General features: G+C 74.0%; 17 protein-coding genes. 13 read left to right on the top strand and 4 right to left on the bottom strand.

From position 1 onward, the window contains the following. The 7 genes from ACFQ79_RS35910 to ACFQ79_RS35880 all read left to right on the top strand — a co-directional run. Positions 1-1,028 (top strand): alpha/beta fold hydrolase (locus ACFQ79_RS35910; protein ID WP_383591309.1); only part of this gene is annotated, 1,028 nt, incomplete at its 5' end. Positions 1,029-1,307: 279 nt separating this feature from the next. Then, positions 1,308-2,225 (top strand): kinase, encoded by a 918-nt coding sequence (locus tag ACFQ79_RS35905; RefSeq protein WP_229315610.1) that lies wholly within the window; start codon positions 1,308-1,310, stop codon positions 2,223-2,225. Position 2,226: 1 nt separating this feature from the next. Next, complete coding sequence (locus ACFQ79_RS35900; RefSeq protein ID WP_383591306.1) at positions 2,227-3,351, top strand: PLP-dependent cysteine synthase family protein; 1,125 nt, start codon at positions 2,227-2,229, stop codon at positions 3,349-3,351. After that, entirely contained in the window at positions 3,348-4,655 is a 1,308-nt protein-coding gene (locus ACFQ79_RS35895) for an ATP-grasp domain-containing protein (protein WP_383591303.1), read from the top strand. The genes ACFQ79_RS35900 and ACFQ79_RS35895 overlap by 4 nt, the downstream gene beginning before the upstream one ends. After that, on the top strand, positions 4,652-6,202 hold the full coding sequence (argH, locus tag ACFQ79_RS35890; protein WP_383591300.1) for an argininosuccinate lyase: 1,551 nt from the start codon (positions 4,652-4,654) through the stop codon (positions 6,200-6,202). Before ACFQ79_RS35895 ends, argH begins: the two co-directional genes overlap by 4 nt. Beyond that, positions 6,199-7,662, top strand: a complete 1,464-nt coding sequence (locus ACFQ79_RS35885) for an MFS transporter (RefSeq protein WP_383591297.1) — start codon at positions 6,199-6,201, stop codon at positions 7,660-7,662. Before argH ends, ACFQ79_RS35885 begins: the two co-directional genes overlap by 4 nt. Positions 7,663-7,717: 55 nt before the next feature. Next, a complete protein-coding gene (locus tag ACFQ79_RS35880; protein WP_383591295.1) occupies positions 7,718-8,518 on the top strand; it encodes a 4'-phosphopantetheinyl transferase family protein in 801 nt (266 codons plus the stop codon). 96 nt (positions 8,519-8,614) lie between these two features. Here ACFQ79_RS35880 and ACFQ79_RS35875 read toward each other — a convergent pair whose 3' ends face one another. From ACFQ79_RS35875 to ACFQ79_RS35865, 3 genes are all read right to left on the bottom strand, one after another. Next, the gene (locus tag ACFQ79_RS35875) at positions 8,615-9,079 is read right to left on the bottom strand and encodes a hypothetical protein (protein WP_383591292.1); all 465 of its coding nucleotides are present in this window, start codon (positions 9,077-9,079) and stop codon (positions 8,615-8,617) included. A gap of 16 nt (positions 9,080-9,095) precedes the next feature. After that, positions 9,096-9,362 carry a hypothetical protein gene (locus ACFQ79_RS35870; RefSeq protein ID WP_383591289.1) on the bottom strand — a complete coding sequence of 89 codons (267 nt, stop codon included), beginning with the start codon at positions 9,360-9,362 and terminating at the stop codon, positions 9,096-9,098. A 124-nt stretch (positions 9,363-9,486) separates the two neighbouring features. Further along, positions 9,487-10,176, bottom strand: coding sequence for a TetR/AcrR family transcriptional regulator (locus ACFQ79_RS35865; RefSeq protein WP_383591286.1), 690 nt, complete (start codon positions 10,174-10,176; stop codon positions 9,487-9,489). Positions 10,177-10,311: 135 nt separating this feature from the next. On the opposite strand from ACFQ79_RS35865, the gene ACFQ79_RS35860 reads away from it, so the two are divergent. From ACFQ79_RS35860 to ACFQ79_RS35840, 5 genes are all read left to right on the top strand, one after another. Beyond that, entirely contained in the window at positions 10,312-11,202 is an 891-nt protein-coding gene (locus ACFQ79_RS35860; protein ID WP_383591284.1) for an MBL fold metallo-hydrolase, read from the top strand. Positions 11,203-11,299: 97 nt separating this feature from the next. Then, entirely contained in the window at positions 11,300-11,902 is a 603-nt protein-coding gene (locus tag ACFQ79_RS35855) for an isochorismatase family protein (RefSeq protein WP_383591281.1), read from the top strand. Between the two features lie 283 nt (positions 11,903-12,185). Next, positions 12,186-14,816, top strand: a complete 2,631-nt coding sequence (locus tag ACFQ79_RS35850; RefSeq protein ID WP_383591278.1) for a YfhO family protein — start codon at positions 12,186-12,188, stop codon at positions 14,814-14,816. A 142-nt stretch (positions 14,817-14,958) separates the two neighbouring features. Then, positions 14,959-15,924, top strand: a complete 966-nt coding sequence (locus tag ACFQ79_RS35845; RefSeq protein WP_383591275.1) for a glycosyltransferase family 2 protein — start codon at positions 14,959-14,961, stop codon at positions 15,922-15,924. 3 nt (positions 15,925-15,927) lie between these two features. Then, the gene (locus ACFQ79_RS35840; RefSeq protein ID WP_383591272.1) at positions 15,928-17,322 is read left to right on the top strand and encodes a polysialyltransferase family glycosyltransferase; all 1,395 of its coding nucleotides are present in this window, start codon (positions 15,928-15,930) and stop codon (positions 17,320-17,322) included. Positions 17,323-17,485: 163 nt separating this feature from the next. On the opposite strand, the gene ACFQ79_RS35835 is transcribed toward ACFQ79_RS35840, so the two are convergent. Beyond that, positions 17,486-18,259: a VOC family protein gene (locus ACFQ79_RS35835; RefSeq protein WP_383591269.1), complete on the bottom strand. Its 774-nt coding sequence runs from the start codon at positions 18,257-18,259 to the stop codon at positions 17,486-17,488. A 173-nt stretch (positions 18,260-18,432) separates the two neighbouring features. On the opposite strand from ACFQ79_RS35835, the gene ACFQ79_RS35830 reads away from it, so the two are divergent. Further along, entirely contained in the window at positions 18,433-19,260 is an 828-nt protein-coding gene (locus ACFQ79_RS35830) for a sulfurtransferase (protein WP_383591266.1), read from the top strand. The last annotated feature ends 197 nt before the right edge of the window (positions 19,261-19,457 follow it).

Here is a 19,457-nt window from a genome sequence, read left to right as displayed (position 1 = left end):
TCCTCTGCGGACTCTTCGCCGACAACCTCGGACTCGAATCCGTCGGCATCGACGACAACTTCTTCCACCGCGGCGGCCACTCCCTCCGCGCCACCCGCCTCATCAGCCGCATCCGCGCCGTCTGGGACACCCGCATCACCATCAGCGACCTGTTCCGGAGCCCCACGCCCGCCCTCCTCGCCGAGCAGATCGCGGCCGGCAGCGGCGACGACCCCCTCGGCACCGTGCTGCCCATCCGGGCGGTCACGGAGACGAACTCCGGCGAAGCGCCCCTGTTCTGCGTCCACGCCGTGTCCGGGGTGAGCTGGGGATACGCCGGTCTGCTGCCCCACCTCGACCAGGACCGGCCGGTCGTCGCGCTCCAGGCCCGCAGGCTCGGCGGCCCGCACGACGCGCCGTCCTCCATCGAGGAGATGGCCGACGACTACCTCGCCGAGATCCGCAGGATCCAGCCACACGGCCCGTACCACCTGCTCGGCTGGTCCTTCGGCGGTCTGGTCGCGCACGCCGTGGCGGCCAGGCTGGAGGCGGCGGGGGAGGACGTGGCCCTGCTGGCCCTGCTCGACTCCTATCCGCTGCCCGACGGGTTCCGCGCGCCGGAGATCGACGGCCGGCACGTGCTGACCGCCCTGCTCGGCTCCGCCGGCGAGACGGTGGAGGTGCGCTGCGCGGAAACGGCACCGGACATCGGCGAGCTCGCCGACGCGCTGCGCCGGTCGGACCCGGTGCTCGGCGCCCTCGAACACGCGCAGGCGGCGGCCGTCGTGGCGGCCACCCTCGACAACCTGCGGATGCGGTACCGGTACGTGCCGGACGTCCGGTTCGGCGGCGACGCGGTGTTCTTCGACGCGACCGGCACGCCGGCTCCCTCGTCGGGCGCCGAGGCCTGGGCGCCGTACGTGACCGGACGGGTCGAGGAGTTCGCCGTCGACTGCGAGCACGCCCGGATGACCGAGGCGGAGCCGCTCCGGGCGATCGGCCGGGTCCTGGCCCGGCGCCTGAGGCCTGCCCGTACCGCCCGGATCTGAACACCCGGACGCCCGGGGCCCGTACGGCAGCACCACCGCCGTACGGGCCCCGGCGCGTCCGGCGTCGTACCGGCCACGGCTCGCCCGACGCTTGCCCCCCCCGCGACCCGGCCCGACGGCCCGGCGCGTCCCCCGGCGGCCCGCCGCGCGTCGAACTGCCCGCATACTGCCGCCCGACCAGCCGGATCCGGGACCCCGTGCTGCCTAGCGTGTGGGTGTCCGCACGATCGGCCAGGCCCTGTGAGTGGTGCGGTCCGGCCCCCAGAGGAAGTCAAGGACATGGTGGATCATTCCGGTTGGCGGGTCGGCGTCGCCTCGGCCCCCATACATCACGGCGAAATTCTCCAGGGCGTCTTTCCGCACCAGGGCCAGCTCACCCGGGGACTGGTCACCCTGCCGTGCACCGTCTACACCACCCGGGCCTCGTTCATCCCCGCGCGGGGCGAGGAGCTGACCGTCTACCCGACCTGGAAGACCAAGGCGCGACGGGCCGCCCAGCTCACCGCGGAGGCCTGCCTCCCGCCCGGGGAGGGACCGGTCGGCGGGCATCTCGAACTCACCGGCGACGTACCGCTCTGCCGCGGCTTCGGCTCCTCCACGAGCGACGTCCTGGCGGCGGTCTGGGCCGTACAGGACGCCCTGGTGTCCCCGCTGCCCCCGGAGGAGATCGCCAGGATCGCGGTACGGGCCGAGACGGCGTCCGACTCCCTGATGTTCAACGAGAGCTCCGTGCTGTTCGCGCAGCGCGAGGGCAAGGTCATCGAGGACTTCGGGTACCGCATGCCGGCCGTGCGGGTCCTCGGCTTCGGCTCGCGGCCCGAGAACGAGGGCAAGGGCGTCGACACGCTGGCCTTCCCGCCCGCCGAGTACGGCAGCGCCGAACTCGAACTCTTCGCCGAACTCCAGGTGATGCTGCGCGAGGCCATCCACACCAAGGACGTCGCCCTCGTCGGCGCCGTCGCCACCGCCAGCACCGACATCAACCAGCGGCACCTGCCCATCCCCCGCCTCGACGGCCTGCGCTCCATCGTGCGCGAGACCGGCGCCCTCGGCATCCAGGCCGCGCACAGCGGGGACATCGCCGGGCTCCTCTACGACCGCGACGACCCCGAGGTCGAGGCCCGCACCGAGCACGCCCAGCGACTGCTGCACAACATCGGCATCCACGAGCAGTGGATCTTCACGACGGGTGACTGACATGACTACGACCACGATCGCGGGCGTCGGCAGGCTGCACGACTCGGTGGTGGACGCCACCGAACTGCCCCGCATCATCCAGGTGACCGACAACCTCTACGCGGCGGCGTTCAGCCTGATGAAGCTGCTGCCGGCGCGCTACATCATCGACCGGGCCGAGGCCGCGGGACTGCTGCGGCCCGGCAGCCGGGTCATCGAGACCTCCTCCGGCACCTTCGCGCTCGGCCTGGCGATGGTGTGCCGGCTGCGCGGCTACGACCTGACCATCGTCGGCGACTCCGCCATCGACCGCGACCTGCGCAACCGGCTGGAGATGCTGGGCGCCACCGTCGAGATCGTCGAGTACGCCGGGCAGAGCGGCGGCATCCAGGGAGCCCGCCTCGCCCGCGTCGAGGAACTGCGCCGGCTCCACCCCGACAGCTTCGTCCCCGGTCAGTACGACAACCCCGACAACCCCGGCGCCTACGCCGTGGTCGCCGACCTCATCGGGGAGACCGTCGGCTCCGTGGACTGCCTGGTGGGCCCGGTCGGTTCCGGCGGTTCCACCGGCGGCCTCGCCGCCGCCCTGCGCCCCGCCGACCCGGCGCTGCACCTCGTCGGGGTGGACACCCACGGCTCGATCATCTTCGGCTCGCCCGACGGACCGCGCACCCTGCGCGGACTCGGCAGCAGCATCCACCCGGGCAACGTGCGCCACAGCGCCTACGACGAGGTGCACTGGGTCACCGCCCCCGAGGCCTTCCACGCCACCCACGAACTCTTCCGCAACCACGGCCTGTTCATGGGCCCCACCAGCGGCGCCTCCTTCCAGGTCGCCTCCTGGTGGGCCGCGCGCAACCCGGACAGCAAGGTCGTCATGGTGCTGCCCGACGAGGGCTACCGCTACCAGTCCACCGTCTACCACGCCGAGTGGCTGCGCGAGCAGGGCATCGAGCCGGCGCCCACCCCCGGCGGCCCGGTCACCGTCGACCACCCGCTGGACGCCCCGTCCTCGTGGACCCGTCTGGTGTGGGCCCGCCGCGGCTTCGACGACGTGATGACGCCGGAGGTCCCCGACCTCGGTGACGTGATGCCCCGGGAGGCCCACGGCCTCGGCGACCTGACGACCCCGGAGGTCCGGTCGTGACCACCCCGCTGCTGCTCCTCGTCGAGTCCAACACCACCGGAACGGGACGCCAGTTCGCCGCCCGGGCCCGCGACCTCGGAGTCGTGCCCGTCCTCCTGAGCGCCGACCCCGCCCGCTACCCGTACGCCGCCGAGGACGGGCTGCGCACCGTCGTCGTGGACACCGCGGACGACGACGCCCTGTGGTTCGCCGTGACCGGCCTCGCCGCCGCCGCGCCGGTCGCCGGGGTGCTCTCCAGCTCCGAGTACTACGTCGCGACGGCCGCCGGGCTCGCCGCGCGCCTCGGGCTGCCCGGCCCGTCCGCCGACGCCGTCCGCGCCTGCCGGGACAAGGCCGCGCAGCGCCGCACCCTGGCCGAGGCCGGGGTGCCCGTGCCCCGCTTCTCGGTGGCCGGCGACGTCGCCGAGGCGATCGCCGCAGCCCAGTGGCTCGGCGGCCCGGTCGTCGTCAAGCCGGTGCAGGGATCGGGGAGCCTGGGCGTACGCCTGTGCCGCGACCGGAACGAGGTGGCCGAGCACGCGAAGGGCCTGCTGGCCGCCACCGTCAACGAACGCGGTCTGCGCACCCCGGGCGTGGTCCTCGTCGAGCAGTACCTGACCGGGCGCGAGTTCTCGGTGGAGGTCTTCGGCGACGAGGCCGTCGTCACGGTCGCCAAACACGTCGGCGCGCCCCCGGTGTTCGTGGAGACGGGGCACGACGTGCCCGCCGTCCTGCCCGCCGCGCAGGCCGCCGCCCTCGTCGACACGGCCGTACGCGCCGTCGAGGCCCTCGGCCTCGGCTGGGGCGCGGCCCACGTCGAGCTCCGGCTCGACGGCGACGTCGCCCGCGTCATCGAGGTCAACCCGCGACTGGCCGGCGGCATGATCCCGGAGCTCGTGCGCCGGGCACGCGGCGTCGACCTGGTCGGCGCCCAGGTGCGGGCGGCGCTCGGCGAGCACGTCGACCTCGCCGGTACGCCGGACGCCGCGGGCGCGGCCTCCATCCGCTTCCTGACCGCCGGCACCGACAGCGTCCTCGCGGACGTCGCCGCCGCCGAGGCGGCGGCCCGCGCCGTGCCCGGTGTCGTCGACACCGCCCTCTACCGACCGGCCGGAACCACGGTCGTACCGGCCGAGGACTTCCGGGGACGGGTGGGCCATGTGATTGCGGCCGGTACCGCTCCGCAGGATTCGGCCGAGGCCGCCGAGGCCGCGCTCACGCTGGGACTCGCCACGGCGCTGACGCCGTTGGCAGAGGCGACTCCGTCGGCAGAGGTGACTCCGGTGACGGCGAGCGTGCCGGTGAGGGAGGCGGTGCCGGCATGAGCGGCACGCAGGAGGCGGGCGTCCACACCGGGCGGCTCCGCACCGGGCTCGACCCGCGCGCCCACCGCATCGTCTACGACCAGTACCGCACCGACGACGGCGACCCGGTGGGCGACGAACTCCGGCTGATCAGCGAGGTCGACCGGGCCCATCTGGTGATGCTCGCCGAGCGCGGCATCGTCGACGCGAACCGCGCCGCGGCCCTCCTCGACACCGTCGACGCCCTGCGCGCCGAGGACTTCGCCCCCGTACGGGCCCGCCCCATGCCGCGCGGCCTGTACCTGGCGTACGAGGGCTGGCTCGTCGACCGGCTCGGCCAGGAGACCGGCGGGGTGCTGCACACCGGTCGCTCCCGCAACGACCTCAACGCCACCACCGTACGGCTCAAGGTGCGCGGCCCCTACGGGCAGCTCCTGGACGAAGTGGCCGAACTCGCCCAGGTCCTGCTCGACAAGGGGGAGGAGTACCGGGACGTCACCATGCCCGCGTACACCCACGGCCAGCCCGCCGTGCCCATCAGCTACGGCCACTATCTGACCGGGGTCGCCGGCGGCGTCCTGCGCTCGCTCGCCGGACTGCTGGACGCCGGACGGGAGATCGACGTCAACCCGCTCGGCGCGGGAGCCGTCGGCGGCACCTCCGTGCCGGTGGACCCGGCCCGTACCGCGGACCTCCTCGGCTTCACCGCCGCCGTGCCCAACTCGGTCGACGCCGTCGCCTCCCGCGACTTCGTGCTGCGGATGCTCTCCGCCGCCGCCGTCCTCGGCGTCCTCACGGCCCGGGTGGCCCGCGACCTGACCTGGTGGACGACGGAGGAGTTCGGACTGCTCCGGATGGCCGACGACCTGGTCGGCTCCAGCTCGATGATGCCGCAGAAGCGCAACCCCTTCCTGCTCGAACACATCCAGGGCCGTTCGACCGCCGCCCTCGCCGGCTTCACCGGCGCCGCGGCGGCCATGTCCACCGCCGGCTACACCAACGCCATCGCCGTCGGCACCGAGGCCGCCCGCCATCTGTGGCCAGGGCTCGCCGACACCACCCGGGCGGTGACGCTGCTCCGGCTCGTCGTCGACGGAGCGGAACCCGACCGCGACCGGATGCGCGACCGCGCCCGGGAGGGCTTCACCTCGGCGACCTACCTCGCCGAACGCCTCGTCGTCGACGGCATCCCCTTCCGCACCGCCCACCACCTGGTCGGCGAGACCGTGCTCGGCGCCCTCGACAGCGGTACGCCGCTGTCCGACGCGGCCCGCGCCCACCCCGACGTGGCCGCGGCCGCCGCCGGATACCCGGCCGACTGGCTCGACCCGGAGACCGTGGCCGCCGCCTGCGCCCACGGCGGCGGCCCCGGCGGCACCGCGCAGGCCCAGGCCCTGGCCCGGGCGCGGACCGAACTCGCAGCCCTCACAGCCGAGTCGGCGGCCCGCCGCGCCCGCTGGGCCGACGCCGCCGAGCGCCTGTCGGCCGAGGCCGCCAAGGTGGCGGCCGTCTCGTCCGACGACGTGCCGCCCGAAGGGTCCGTCGCCGAGGCGGTGGCCACCCGATGAACGAGCGGCGCCGGGGCGGGCTGCTGCGACAGCGCGACTTCCGGCTCCTGTGGGCGGGGGAGACCACCAGCCGCTTCGGCAGCAACATCACCGGTGTCGCCATGCCGCTGGTGGCGGTGGTCACCCTGGACGCGAGCACCTTCTGGGTGAGCGCCCTCGCCGCGGCCGCCTGGCTGCCCTGGCTCTTCCTCGGGCTGCCCGCGGGCGCCTGGGTGGACCGGCTGCCGCGCCGCCCGCTGATGGTGGCCTGCAACCTGGGCTCCCTAGTGCTCCTGCTCAGCGTCCCGGCCGCCGCGTGGCTCGATGTGCTGACCATGACGCAGCTGCTCGTGGTCGCCCTGCTCACCGGGGTCGCGAACGTCTTCTTCTCCATCGCCTACCGGGTGTACGTGCCGTTCGTCGTCCCCCGCGAGCACCTCACCGAGGCCAACGCCAAGCTCCAGGGCAGCGAATCGGCCGCGCAGCTCGCCGGGCTCGGCGGCGGCGGTCTCCTGGCGGGCGCGTTCGGAGCGGTCGCCGGACTGGTCGCCAACGCCGCGACCTTCCTGGTCGCCACCCTGTGCCTGCTCGGCATCCGGGGGAAGGAACCGGCGCCGGAGCGACCCGAAGGGTCCCAGGCCCTGCGCAAGGACGTCGCGGAGGGCCTGCGGCACACCGTGCGCGACCCGTACCTGCGCGTCCTGACCACGTACGGCACCGTCACCAACCTGCTGCTCACCGGCTACCAGGCCATCCTCACCGTGTTCCTCGTGCGGGAACTCCACGTCGGCGAGGCCATGGTGGGCTGGCTGCTGGCCGGCAGCAGCGTGGGCGGACTGCTCGGCGCCGTCGTCGCCACCCCCGTGGCACGCCGCTTCGGCACCGCCCGCGGCATGCTGCTCTGCAAGTTCGCCACGGCCCCGTTCGGGCTGCTCATCCCGCTGGCCGAACCGGGCTGGCGGGTCGTGCTGTTGCCCGTCGGCGGCGCCATGCTCGCCCTGGGCGTCGTGTCCGCCAACGTCATCCAGGGCGCGTTCCGCCAGCAGTACTGCCCGCCGCAGCTGCTCGGCCGGGTCACCGCGAGCGTCTCCGTCGCCAACTTCGGTGCCATTCCGATCGGTTCGCTGATCGGCGGGGTGCTGGGCGGTGTGCTCGGACTGCGGCCCGCGCTGTGGCTGCTCACCGCCGGCCTCGCGGTCAGCTCCGCACTGCTGCTCGCCGGCCCCCTGCGGGCCCGCCGCGACCTGCCCACGGAACCGCCGGCACAACCACCCGCGCCACCACCCGCACCCTCACCCGCCCCGGCACCCGTCTCGTCGACGGCTCGACCACCCGTCTCGTCTACGGCTCGACCACCCGTCCCGTCACGCCCCCGACCGCCCGCCGAGCCCACCGAGCCGGGAGATGCGCCAGAGCCGGCGGATTCACCCGGTCGGGCCGATCGGCGGGCCCTCCGGTACGCCGTTCCCGAACAAGGCTGATCCGTCCCGACGGCCACCCGCGTCCGCGCATCCGTCACCGAACAGGAGGGGTCCCGTGAGTGATCCCAGAAGCGGTCCCTGGAGTTCCGCGAGCGGCACCCTGCTGCTCGCCCCCCTGCCACCGCCGCGTGCCCTGCCACGACCAGGTTCCCTGGACCTGTGGCTGCTCAGGGTCTCCGACGCCCGGGGCACCGGCCTCGACGCCGGTGTCCTGGACGCCACCGAGCGGCAGCGCGCCGCCGGTCTGGCGCACGCGGAGGACCGGGTCCGCTTCACCGCCGCCCATCTGGCACTGCGCCGGCTGCTCGGCACGTACCTCGACACGCTTCCGCAGGACATCCGGTACGGCCGGGAGACCTGCCCCTGCTGCGGCGGCCCCCACGGGCGGCCGACCGTCCTCGGCGCCTCGCGCGGGCTGCACTTCTCGCTCTCCCACCGCGGGGACCTCGTCCTCGTGGGGACGGCGGTGGCGCCCATCGGCGTGGACGTCGACCTGGTCGCCGACCCGGGCGGCGCCGCCGAACTCGCCGCCATGCTGCACCCCGCCGAGCAGCGCGAGATCGAGGCCCTGCCACCCCCGCGCCGCCCCAGGGCGCTGGCCCGGCTGTGGACCCGCAAGGAGGCCTACCTCAAGGGGCTCGGCACCGGTCTCGGCCGTGACCCCGCGGCCGACTACGTGGGCTCGGGCAGCCCCGACGGAACGCTGCCACCCGCGGGCTGGACCCTGCTCGACATCCCCGTCGACCGCGGTTACGCGGCGGCGGTGGCCGTCCACGGCGAACTGACCACGCCGTCGCCCCGGGTGAACCGCCTGTCGGAGCGGGACATCAGGGGAGACCCGCCGAGCCGCGAGTGAACGGCCTCGCCCCGACACACGCGGAAGGTCCCCGGACAGATCGTCCGGGGACCTTCCGCGTATCACCCGACCACCGGTGAACCGGACGAACGGAGTTCAGCCGGCCACCGCGATCCACTCGTCGAGCTGCTCCTGCGTCGTGGCCGGATCGGCCACCAGCTCGGCCAGCTCGTCGCCGGCGTGATGGCGGGTCGAGACCGCGGGGCACCGCGCGCACGCGGCGACCCCGGCCTGCTTCCACCACTGGCACCGCGCCCTGAGGTGACACCGCGGGACGGGACCGTCCTCCTGCGCGGCGGGACGGGAGAGCACCCGCTCGACGAGCGTGCAGTCGCCGCCCCTGCGGTTGACGCAGTCGCTGACACAGTGCGACGCGAACCGCAGCACGCGTCGCGGCTCGACGCCCTCCGGCACCTCGCCGAGCACCTCGGCCGCCGGTACGGGATCGGCCAGGTACACCACGCGCCCGTCCTGCCCGGACCGTACGCCCACGACGACGGACTCCGGCGCGTGCGCCTCTCCGCTGGGGCACCAGGTCTGCGAGGAGCTGTCCTCGCCCACGGTGGTCACCTCGGCCTCAGCAGGTGCCGGACTGGGTGCCGGCGACCTTCGTCACCCGGCCGCCGACGCTCTGGCTCAGCCCCTGCTCCCCGGCCTGCTCCCCGGCCTGTTCCTCCTGGGCGACGGCGAGCCGGATGCTGTCCTTGAGCTGGGCGGTCGAGGTGATGCGCTCGGCCGGGCCGGTCTCCGACGCGCTCGCCGCACCGGCACCGGTGACGACGAGTCCCGCGGCCAGCAGTGCGGCGGCACCGGCCGCGGCCACCTTTCGAGTCGGGTTCTCCATGGCGTACTCCTCCTCCTGGTATGGGAGTTGCGAGCGTAGGCCGGTGGAGAGCCATGGCCGGAACTTTGCGGCGGCAGTTGACCGGCGGTTACGTCGCCGAGGGCGGGACCTGCGGGATCGTCGCCTACGTCGCCGAGGGCGGGACCTGCGGAAGCAGTGCCTCGGCCAGCCGGTCGAGGGCGGCGCCGCTCGGGGCGGCCGTTCCCGTGAGGGTGCCGACCAGGGCCTGGGCGAGGACGGTCGCCGTGCCGATCCGGCTGTCCTCGCGCTCGTCGCCGGTGACCTTCCCGATCACCGCGTCCCGTACCGCCGGAGACGTGTCGGAGTCCCCGAACAGGTCGGGGAACGACAGCGCCATCATGCACACGCCCACGTTGGCGGAGAGGATCGAACGCCCCGCGAGCTCCGGGGTCGTCCGGAGCCGCCCCGCGTCCCGGCAGCGCTCCACCGCCTTCAGGAGGATCGCCTGCGCCTCCTTGATGGCCCCCGGCCTGGAGTCGCCGGTCGGCGTGAACATCAGCCGGTACAGGTGCGGGTTGCGCAGCGCGAAGGCGACATGGCTGTCCCAGGCCGTCCGCAGGTCCGCCACCGGATCGTCGGTGAGCGGGTTCTTGCGCTTCTCGGCCAGGAAGCGCTCGAAGCCGATGTCGGCGACCGCCGTGAGCAGGCCCTGCTTGTCGCCGAACTGCCGGTAGATCTCGGGCATGCCGACCTTCGCCCGGTCGCAGATGGCACGGGTCGAGATCGCCAGCGCGTCCTTGGTGGCGAGGAGTTCCTCGGTGGCGTCCAGGATGCGCGCGCGTGCGGTCGACATGCCTCTCACGATAACAGCGCTAACAGTTCCTCGTAATCGATGCTTACAAGCTGTGTTAGCGTTGAAAACATCTCGGGGGGCGGGCGCCGCCTCCGGGCCGTCCGCCGTTCGCAACGAGAGAGCTGGTGTTCCCCCATGAACCGTTCGACGTTCCGCCGCGCCGCCGCAGGGGCCGTGGCGGCCGCCGTCGGCGCGACCCTCCTCGCCGCCTGCGGTGGCGGCGACGAGGACGCCGCCGACCCCGCGCGGCCGTTCACCGCCACGCACGTCGGCGGGCCGACGACGATCCTGGAGATCGGCGGCCTGCGCCTCCTGCTCGACCCGACCTTCGACGCCCCGAAGAAGTACGAGAGCGGCCTGGAGAAGCTCCGGGCACCCGCCTTCGGCATCGACAAGCTCGGCACGATCGACGCCGTCCTGCTCTCGCACGACCAGCACGACGACAACCTCGACAACTCGGGCCGCGCCCTGCTCGACGACGTGCCCGTCGTGCTCTCCACCCCCGGCGCGCGGAAGCGTCTCGGAGACCACGTCACCGCCCTGAAGAGCTGGGAGTCCCAGGAGCTGAAGACCGCGGGCGGCACCGTCAAGGTCACCGCCGTGCCCGCCCTGCACGGCCCCGACGGCGTGGACCGCGGCGCGGACGGCGAGGTCACCGGCTTCGTGCTCAGCGGCAAGGGCGTCCCCACCACCTACGTCACCGGCGACAACGCCTCGGTCGCGGTCGCCGAGGAGGTCGGCGACCGGGTCGAGAAGGACATCGGCCCCGTCGACACCGTCGTCCTCTTCGCCGGCGCCGCCCGCACCCCCGCGATCCTCGACAACGCGCCACTGACGCTGACCTCGGCGAACGCCGCCCTCGTGGCCAAGAACCTCGCCCCGCGCAAGGTCGTTCCGGTGCACACCGACAGCTGGAACATCTACTCCGAGGACATGCGGTCCCTCGTGAAGGCGTTCGAGGACCAGGGGATCGAGGGCGCCCTCGTCGACCTCGCGCCGGACGGCACCCCGAAGAACCTCTCCTGAACCCGATCCCTCCCTCCGCACCCTTCCCTCCGCACGCCGCCCTCCGCAGCCTTCCTCCCGCAGCCTTCCCTCCGCATCCCTGACGAAAGGAACCGCCATGACCGCCTCCGCCACCCTCCGTGATGTGATCGGCCTGCCCCAGGACCTGCCCCGCCTGGGCGAGTCGGCGCTGATCATGATCGACTTCCAGAACACCTACCGCACCGGCGTCATGCGGCTCGACGAGGCCGAGAAGGCCGTGGCCGCCGGCGCGCGCCTGCTCGCCGCCGCCCGCGCCGCGGGGGCGCCCGTCGTGCACGTCGTCAACGACGGTGGCGAGGGCACTCCTTACGACATCCGGGCCGAGATCGGCGCGATCAGCGACGAGGTCGCCCCGATCGAGGGCGAGAAGGTCGTCGTCAAGCAGTTCCCCAACGCCTTCCACGCCACCGACCTCGAAGCGACCCTGAAGGACCTCGGCGTCACCGGTGACCTGGTCATCGCCGGGTTCATGACGCACATGTGCGTCCTCTTCACCGCGCAGGGCGCCTTCAACCTCGGCTACCGCCCGACCGTGGTCGCCGAGGCCACCGCGACCCGTTCCCTCGCCGCCCCCGACGGCACCGTCACGGCGGCGGAGGCGCTCCGGACCGCGAGCCTGACGACGGTCACCGACCTCTTCGGCACGGTGGCCCGCACGGTCGACGAGCTCGTCGCGTAACCGGTCCTCCCCGGTCGGCAAGGGGGGCCGCCCCGTCCGGCGGCACCCGGGGCGGCCCCGCGTCGGCCCCGCGTCGGCCCCGGGGCGGCCCCGCGTCGGCCCCGGGGCGGCCCCGGGCCGTCCCGCCCCCACCCCGCCAGACCCCGTGACACCGGGAGTTCACCCGAGGTGTGCCGAAACACCGCCTGATGATCGGTTTCGGGTCGCCCGACTCGGCGGTAATGGCGGTCGGCCCGTGACGGATCACCCGGGCCCCCTGTTCCGTACACCCCCTGGAGGACGTGTGCCCCCCGCCGCCGAGACCGTGCTCGACGAGGTCGACGGCGAGGAGGGGACGGGCGGCCCGAAGCCCTCGACCGGCTCCCCGCGGCGCCGGCTGCGCTCCCCGGCCGTCGCCGGTCCGCTCTCGGCCGCCCTGCTCACCGCCGTCCTGCTCGCCCTCGCCACCCGGCTCTCGCGCAGCTACCCCTTCGGCCCGGTGACCAGGAACATCGTCGACCTGGGCCAGCAGTACCTGCCGTTCCACGCGTACTGGCGCTCGTTCCTCCTCGGCGAGACCCACGGAGACGCCTTCCTCAACTGGAACTCCGGCTTCGGAGCCGGCTTCCTCGGCGACATCGGCACCTATCTGAGCAGCCCCTTCGACCTGCTCGTCGTGCTCTTCCCGGCGGACCGCGTCGAACTCGCCCTGTACGTCGTCACCGTCGTCAAGATCACCGCGGCCGGCGCGGCGATGGCGCTGCTGCTCCTGCGGATGCGACCCGGTCCCTGGCCGGTCGCCGCCGTGCTCGGCAGCGCGTACGCCCTCTCGGGCTGGACCTTCAACTTCGGCGCCACCGTCCCGATGTGGCTCGACGGACTCGTCGCCTTCCCCCTGCTCTGCCTCGTCGGCGAGTGGGCCCGCACCGGGCGCCGTCCCGTCCTCGGCCCCGTCGTCGTCGCGCTGGCCTGGACCGCCAACTTCTACACGGCGTACATGGCGACCATCGGAGCCGCCGTCGTCCTGCTCGTACGGCTCCTCACCGCCGAGGAGACGGCCGGCGCACGCCAGCGTCTCGTGGGGGCGCTGCGTGCCGCGCGGGGCGTCCTCATCGGCATCGGCCTCGCCGCACCGCTCGTCGTGGTCGTCTTCCTCGGCACCAAGGTCGCCGACCCCACCCCCGAGTCCACCTTCGCGCCCGCCGCATGGGTGGAGGTCCTCGCCAGGTTCCTGCCGGCCACCGCGAGCCTCGCGAGCCCCGCCCTCTTCATCGGCACGCCCGCACTCGCGCTCGCCCTCACCCTGCCCTTCAACGGGGCCGTCGCCCCGCGCGTCCGGGCCGGCTGGTCGGCCGCGGTCGTCCTGGTGACGCTCTCCCTCCAGTGGGAGCCGACCCATCTGCTCTGGCACGCGGGCGCCTCGCCCAACGGCGGCCCGTACCGGCAGACCTTCGTCCTGTGCGGGCTGCTGATCGTCGCCGGCTGGTTCTCGGCCGCCCGGGGCGTGCCGCGCCCGACCGCGCTCCTCGCGGGCGGCGCCCTGCTCGGGCTCCTGGCGTGGGCGGCCCGCGACAGCGTCGACATCGACCGCTGGACCTACCCGGCCTTCGGCGTGGCCGCGGCCCTCGTGCTCGCCGCCGCCCTGGTGGCCCTCCTGCACCGCCGCAGGACGACGGCCGGCGACCCACCCGCATCCGGCGCTCCCGCGCGCGCCCTGACGGCCGCGCGCCTCCTGCCCGTGCTCGCCGTCTTCCTCCTCGTCGCCGCGCAGGCCGGCGAGGCGGCCGTCACCGGGAAGCGGATCGAGGAGCAGCAGCGCGACAAGGTCTCCTGGTCGCCCCGGCTCGGCCCCTGGCACGACGCCGTCGCCGACGAGGTGGCCCGCGCGGACGCCTGGCCGAAGTACCGCACGGAACCCGGAGAGGTCCCCGGCGGCAACGACGTCCTGATCGTCGGCGGACAGGGGGCCGACTACTACAGCAGCCTCACCTCCGAGGTCACCTCCCGCACCCTCGCCTCCCTGGGCTTCGGCTACTACGCGAAGGGCCGCCACCCGGTCACCCTCGACAACCCGGTGACCGACGCCCTGTTCTCCATCGGCACCCGGGTCCGCTCGGTGCCCGCCGCACCGGTACGCCAGGACGCGCTGCCCCGGGCGACGGTGTCCGTCGCCACCACGCCCGTACCCCCGCTGGTCACCGTGCGTCCGGCGAAGCGGCCGGCCACCCATCCCGGGGACTCCGCCTTCGCCGAGCAGGAGCGGCTCCTCGGCACCGACGTGTACGAGCTGCCGGCCGTCACCCGTGACGGACGGACCGTCAGCGCCCGCTGCCCGGCGGGCTCCCAGGCCTGGTTCTGGGCCCCCGAGTACCGCGGCGGCGCGACCCTCGCGGGGGAACCGCGCGTGGACTTCGAGGGCAAGCCGCCCGCCGTCCGGGCCCCCATGCGCGCCCTCGGCACGGTGCCCGGGTCCGGCGAGGTGCGGATCGAGCTGAGCCCCGAGCGCACGATCCGGCTGCCCCGTCAGCCGGTCGGCTGCCTCGTCCAGGCCCGGCTCGACTCCGCCGTGCGGCAGCTGACCGCCACCGGGGCCACCGAGGTGCGCGCCACCGGACACACCGTCACGGCCGAACTGCCGCCGGGCAGCACCGGGACCGCGGTGCTCGCCGCGCCCCGCATCTCCGGCTGGCGCTGCGCCGCCGGTGACGCGGAGCCGCGCCCCGCGCGCGCGTACCGGGGTCTCGTCGCGGTCCCGCTCGACGGCCGGGCGACCACGGTCACCTGCTCCTTCCGCCCCCCGGGCCTCAAGCTCGGCGGTGCCGTCGGCCTGACGGCCCTCCTCGCCCTGATCACGACGGGGGTCCTGCACCGACGGGCCGGGCGCGGGGCCGGGCGGCGGGCGGACCGGCCGGCCGAAGGACCCGCCGGCGCGTGAGGCCGCTTCCGCACGGACTTTCCACGGGGGATGCCAAGAGTTCACCCGGAGTGCACACGCGGATCGTTCGCCCGGAAAAGTGCAGCGTTACCGTACCCGCCGTAGCGGCGTTTAATTGTTCGATTCAGTATGGGGATTCCGAGTGCCGAAACTGTCCGTCGTCGTACCGTTCCACAATGTCGGGGCCTATGCGCCCGACACCCTGCGCAGTCTCGCGAACAACGCGGATCCGGAATTCGAGTTCCTGCTGATCGACGACTGCTCGACGGACGACACCCCGGAAATCCTCGACCGCTGGCGCGACCGGCTCCCGAACGCCACCGTCATCCGGCACGAGACGAACAGCGGCGTCGCCCAGGCGCGCAACACGGGAATCGACGCCGCGCGCGGGGACCACATCACCTTCCTCGACGGCGACGACTGGTACGCGCCCGGCCATCTGAAGGCCATGGTGACCGGAATCGAGCGCCTGGACTGCGATTTCGCCCGTACCGACCACGTCCTCTCGGAGGGCCGCAAGCGGAACATCCGCTATGCCCCCGCCAAGCGCCGCGACACCGTGATGGACCCCCGTGACGGAATCTCGCCCGCCAGCATGGTGACGATGGTGGACTATCCCTTCGTCCCCTTCGGAATCTACAGTTCGCGACTCTTCCAGAACGGCGAATCCCGTTTCGAGACGTCGCTGAGAACGGCCGAGGACCGCCTCTGGGTCTGGCGCCTCCACCTCAAGGCACGCACCTTCGCGGCCCTTTCCCTGCACGGTGTCTTCTACCGCCGGGGCGTCACCACCTCGCTCACCCAGATCACCGACAACCGGCAGCTGGACTTCATCCCTTCGTACGACACCCTGCTCGCCGACGTCTCCCGGGACGCGGAGGCGGACCGCTTCCTCCCGAAGGCGGTCCGCACCTACTGCGCGATGATCGCCTTCCACATGGGCAAGGTCGGCAAGTACGAGCCCGCCGTCGCGGAGCGGCTCCGCGTCGACGTGCGCGACGCGCTGCACCGCATGCCGCAGCAGGTCCTCGAAGAGACCCTCTCCACCATGGACACCCCCCGCAGCACCCTCCTCCGGAGCCTGCGCGACACCGTAAGGACCGCCTGACCCATGGCCTCCGCCCCCGCCGCCGAGCAGGCACCGGCGCCCGACCCGGCCACCGACGGCCGTCCGGTCCAGATCTTCCAGGTGTCCACCCTGTACGGCGCCGCCACCCTCGCGGCCTCGCTGGACGCCGGCCAGTTCGGCCCCCGCGAGGACCACCGCCGGCTCCTGCTGATCTCGCGCAACGCCGAGATCCCGGAGACCGCGCTGCGCATGGAGACGATGACCGGCTACGGGCGGATCGCCGCCCGCTTCGACGGCGTCCTCGACTGGAACGAGACGATCCACCCGTACCACCCCGCCGCGTGGGCCCCCCGCCCCGAGGACGCACCGCTCTGGCAGCGCGTGATGCGCACCGCGTGGGACCTCGGCACCGCCCCGGTGGAGCTGATCGTCGAATCCATCCAGGTCAATCCCGCCAAGGCACTGGCCGGCTGCTTCCCCGAGAGCGCCCTCCACGTCTACGCGGACGGCCTCATGAGCTACGGCCCGACCCGCAACGACCTCGCGCAGTCCATCGCCTGCCGCATCCGGCGGGTCCTCCACCTCGACCTGGTGCCGGGCCTGCGCCCCCTCCTCCTGAGCGAGTACGGCGTGGAACCGGAGCTCGTCCCCGACGACGCGTTCCGCGCGGTCCTCGCCGAGATCGCCGAGGAGGCGGCCGACGACCCCGAGATCGTCCGGGCGGCCGCCGCCGAGCCCACGGCCCTGATGCTCGGCCAGTACCTCGCCGCCCTCAACCTCCTCACCGCCGAGGAGGAGGAAGAGCTGCACGTACGGATGCTCCGCGGCGTCACGGCCGCCGGACACCGCTCGGTGGTCTTCAAGCCGCACCCGTCCGCGCCCGCCGGCTACTCCGCGGCGCTCCAGGAGGAGGCGGAGCGGTCCGGCGTACGGCTGACCGTCCTCGACGGACCGCTGCTCGCCGAGACCTTCTACGAGCGGTGCGGGCTCCGGCTCGTCGTCGGCTGCTTCTCGACCGCGATGTTCACCGCCGCCGTCTACTACGACGTCCCCGTCGCGCGCGTGGGCACGGCCGAGGTCCTCGAACGGCTCACGCCCTTCGAGAACAGCAACCGGATCCCGCTCACCGTCGTCGACCACCTGGTCGCGGACCTGGAGCAGCACGAGGAGCCGACGGTCCCCGGAGCGGCGCCGGACTCGCTCACCCCGCTCGTCCGCGCCGTCGGCTACTGCATGCGGCACAAGAGCCACCCGGGGATGCGCGAGGAGGCCACCCGCTTCCTGGCCGAGCACCACGCGGACCCGGACGTCGCGCACCACTTCGACGGCGAACGGCTGACCCAGCTCGGTCTGCCGGGCGGCACGGAGACGCCGGCGCGGGGCGGCGGCGTGCAGGCGCGGCTCCGCCGGAGTCTCGTACGGTCCCGACGGGGCTGATCTCCGGCGGGCCCGGTTCCACCCGACGTGGCTGATCCGGCCGGCCCGGTTCGGCCCGACGTGGCTGATCCGGCCGGTCCGGTCCCGCCCGACGGGGCTGGTCTCCGGCCAGGTCCGCCCGCGGGGCCGCCGCGTCACCCCTGCGGGCGGCGGCCTCCCCGGGTCAGACCTCGGGGGACCTGACGAGAGTGAAGACCGCGCCCTCGGGATCCGTCACCAGGGCCGACCGCCCCGCCGTGGCATCGCGCGGCGGCCGCAGCACATGACCGCCGAGCCGCAGGACGAGCCGCGCGGCCGCGTCCGTGTCGGCGACCTCGAAGTACGTCATCCAGTGCGGGCCCCGGTCCCGGGGCAGCGCGTTGCCGACGCCGTGCAGCGAGGCCACCGGGAGTCCGTCCACCAGGAGCGTGGCGTAGTCGTGGTCGGCGGACACGACCGGCTCCACCTCGAAGCCGAAGACCGTCCGGTAGAACTTGCCGACCGAGGACGTCTCGTAGGTGAGGAGCTCGTTCCACACGGGGGTCCCGGGCGGTCCCGCCGTCGCCGTGCCGTGGTGCGCCTCCGCCTGCCAGACACCGAAGACCGCGCCCACCGGGTCGGAGCAGACCGCCATCCGGCCCGCCTCGCCCGCGTCCAGCGGGCCCACGGCCACGGTGCCGCCGCAGCAGCGGATGCTCTCGGCGGTCTCGTCGGCGTCGGCGGTGGCCAGATACGGGGTCCAGGCGATCGGCAGATGCCGGTCGGGCGGCAGCTGGCCGATCCCCGCCACCTCCTTGCCGTCGAGCAGCGCGCGCACGTACGGGCCGAGATGCTGCGGACCGGGTTCGAACTCCCAGTCGAAGAGTGCGTGGTAGAACTCCTGCGTGGCGTCAAGCCCGTGCACCATCAAGCTCACCCAGCAGGGTGTGCCGGGTGTGCGCCGAGTCGCCTCGGTCATCGTGACTCTCTCCTCGGACCATCGTCGTGCCCGTGTCCCCGTCCGATGGTGTCACCGACGGGGCCGTGGCGCGCCCCGGTCGCACCAAAGAGTGGCGCGAACCCGCTGCGACGACGCGGGGAGGACGCCGGGTCCGTCCCCCGAGGCCGTGCGGCTGCGCGAGGATGGCACCCATGAACCCCATCATCGTCGTAAGCGAACTGCTGAGCGAGTCGGCCGGGGCCCGGCCGCCGGTTCTCCTGGACGTCCGCTGGACGCTGGGCGGCCCGCCCGGACGCCCGGCGTACGAGGCGGGACACCTCCCTGGCGCGGTCTACGTCGACCTGGACACGGAACTGGCCGGTCCGCCCGGCGACGGCGGCCGCCACCCGCTGCCCGACCCGGAGGCCTTCGGGGCCGCGATGCGCCGGGCGGGTGTCTCCGCGGACACCCCGGTCGTCGTCTACGACGGCGGCCTCGGCTGGGCCGCGGCCCGTGCCTGGTGGCTGCTCCGCTGGGCCGGTCACCCGGACGTCCGGGTCCTGGACGGCGGTCTCGCGGCCTGGACGGGGGAGCTCACGGAGAAGGTGCCCGCGCCGGAGCCGGGCGACTTCCGGCCGGAGCCGGGCGCGCTCGGGCTGCTCGACGCCGACGGGGCGGCGGCGCTCGCCCGCTCGGGGCTGCTCCTGGACGCGCGGGCCGCCGAGCGCTACCGCGGGGACGTGGAGCCGATCGACCGGGTGGGCGGGCACATCCCGGGCGCCGTCTCGGCCCCGACGACGGAGAACGTGGACGCGGAGGGGCGCTTCCTGGGCGCCGACACCCTGCGGGACCGTTTCACCTCGCTCGGCGCCGCCGAGGGGACCCCGGTCGCGGTCTACTGCGGCTCGGGCGTCTCCGGTGCGCACGAGGTCCTCGCCCTGGAGATCGCGGGCATCCCCGCCGCGCTCTACGCGGGCTCGTGGTCGCAGTGGTCCGCCGACCCCGCCCGCCCGGTGGCCACGGGCCCGAACCCGCAGTAGCCCTCACCACCCGGAACCCCGGGCAGTAGCCCTCACCACCCGGAACCCCGCGCGGGCGCTCGAACCCGAACCCCGCGCGGGCGCCCGTACCCGAACCCCGCGCGGGTCGTCCGTGCCCCGAGCCCCGCACGGGTCCTCCGCATCCGAAGGCCGCACGGGCCCTCCGTACCCGGAGCCTCCGTCCACGGAAGAGGGCC

This window comes from Streptomyces sp. NPDC056480 (assembly GCF_042795405.1).
In the GTDB taxonomy this organism is placed as follows: domain Bacteria; phylum Actinomycetota; class Actinomycetes; order Streptomycetales; family Streptomycetaceae; genus Streptomyces.
The sequence above is the reverse complement of the archived record's forward strand: the minus strand, read 5'-3'. Positions and strand labels throughout refer to the sequence as shown.

Excerpts from the sequence above, each read along its gene's own strand:
- ACFQ79_RS35900 (WP_383591306.1), top strand. The coding sequence starts at position 2,227 with ATGACTACGACCACGATCGCGGGCGTCGGCAGGCTGCACGACTCGGTG.
- ACFQ79_RS35870 (WP_383591289.1), bottom strand. The coding sequence starts at position 9,362 with ATGGAGAACCCGACTCGAAAGGTGGCCGCGGCCGGTGCCGCCGCACTG.
- ACFQ79_RS35855 (WP_383591281.1), top strand. The coding sequence starts at position 11,300 with ATGACCGCCTCCGCCACCCTCCGTGATGTGATCGGCCTGCCCCAGGAC.
- ACFQ79_RS35830 (WP_383591266.1), top strand. The coding sequence starts at position 18,433 with ATGAACCCCATCATCGTCGTAAGCGAACTGCTGAGCGAGTCGGCCGGG.
- ACFQ79_RS35885 (WP_383591297.1), top strand. The coding sequence starts at position 6,199 with ATGAACGAGCGGCGCCGGGGCGGGCTGCTGCGACAGCGCGACTTCCGG.
- ACFQ79_RS35860 (WP_383591284.1), top strand. The coding sequence starts at position 10,312 with ATGAACCGTTCGACGTTCCGCCGCGCCGCCGCAGGGGCCGTGGCGGCC.
- ACFQ79_RS35905 (WP_229315610.1), top strand. The coding sequence starts at position 1,308 with ATGGTGGATCATTCCGGTTGGCGGGTCGGCGTCGCCTCGGCCCCCATA.
- ACFQ79_RS35835 (WP_383591269.1), bottom strand. The coding sequence starts at position 18,259 with ATGACCGAGGCGACTCGGCGCACACCCGGCACACCCTGCTGGGTGAGC.
- ACFQ79_RS35865 (WP_383591286.1), bottom strand. The coding sequence starts at position 10,176 with ATGTCGACCGCACGCGCGCGCATCCTGGACGCCACCGAGGAACTCCTC.
- ACFQ79_RS35840 (WP_383591272.1), top strand. The coding sequence starts at position 15,928 with ATGGCCTCCGCCCCCGCCGCCGAGCAGGCACCGGCGCCCGACCCGGCC.
- argH (WP_383591300.1), top strand. The coding sequence starts at position 4,652 with ATGAGCGGCACGCAGGAGGCGGGCGTCCACACCGGGCGGCTCCGCACC.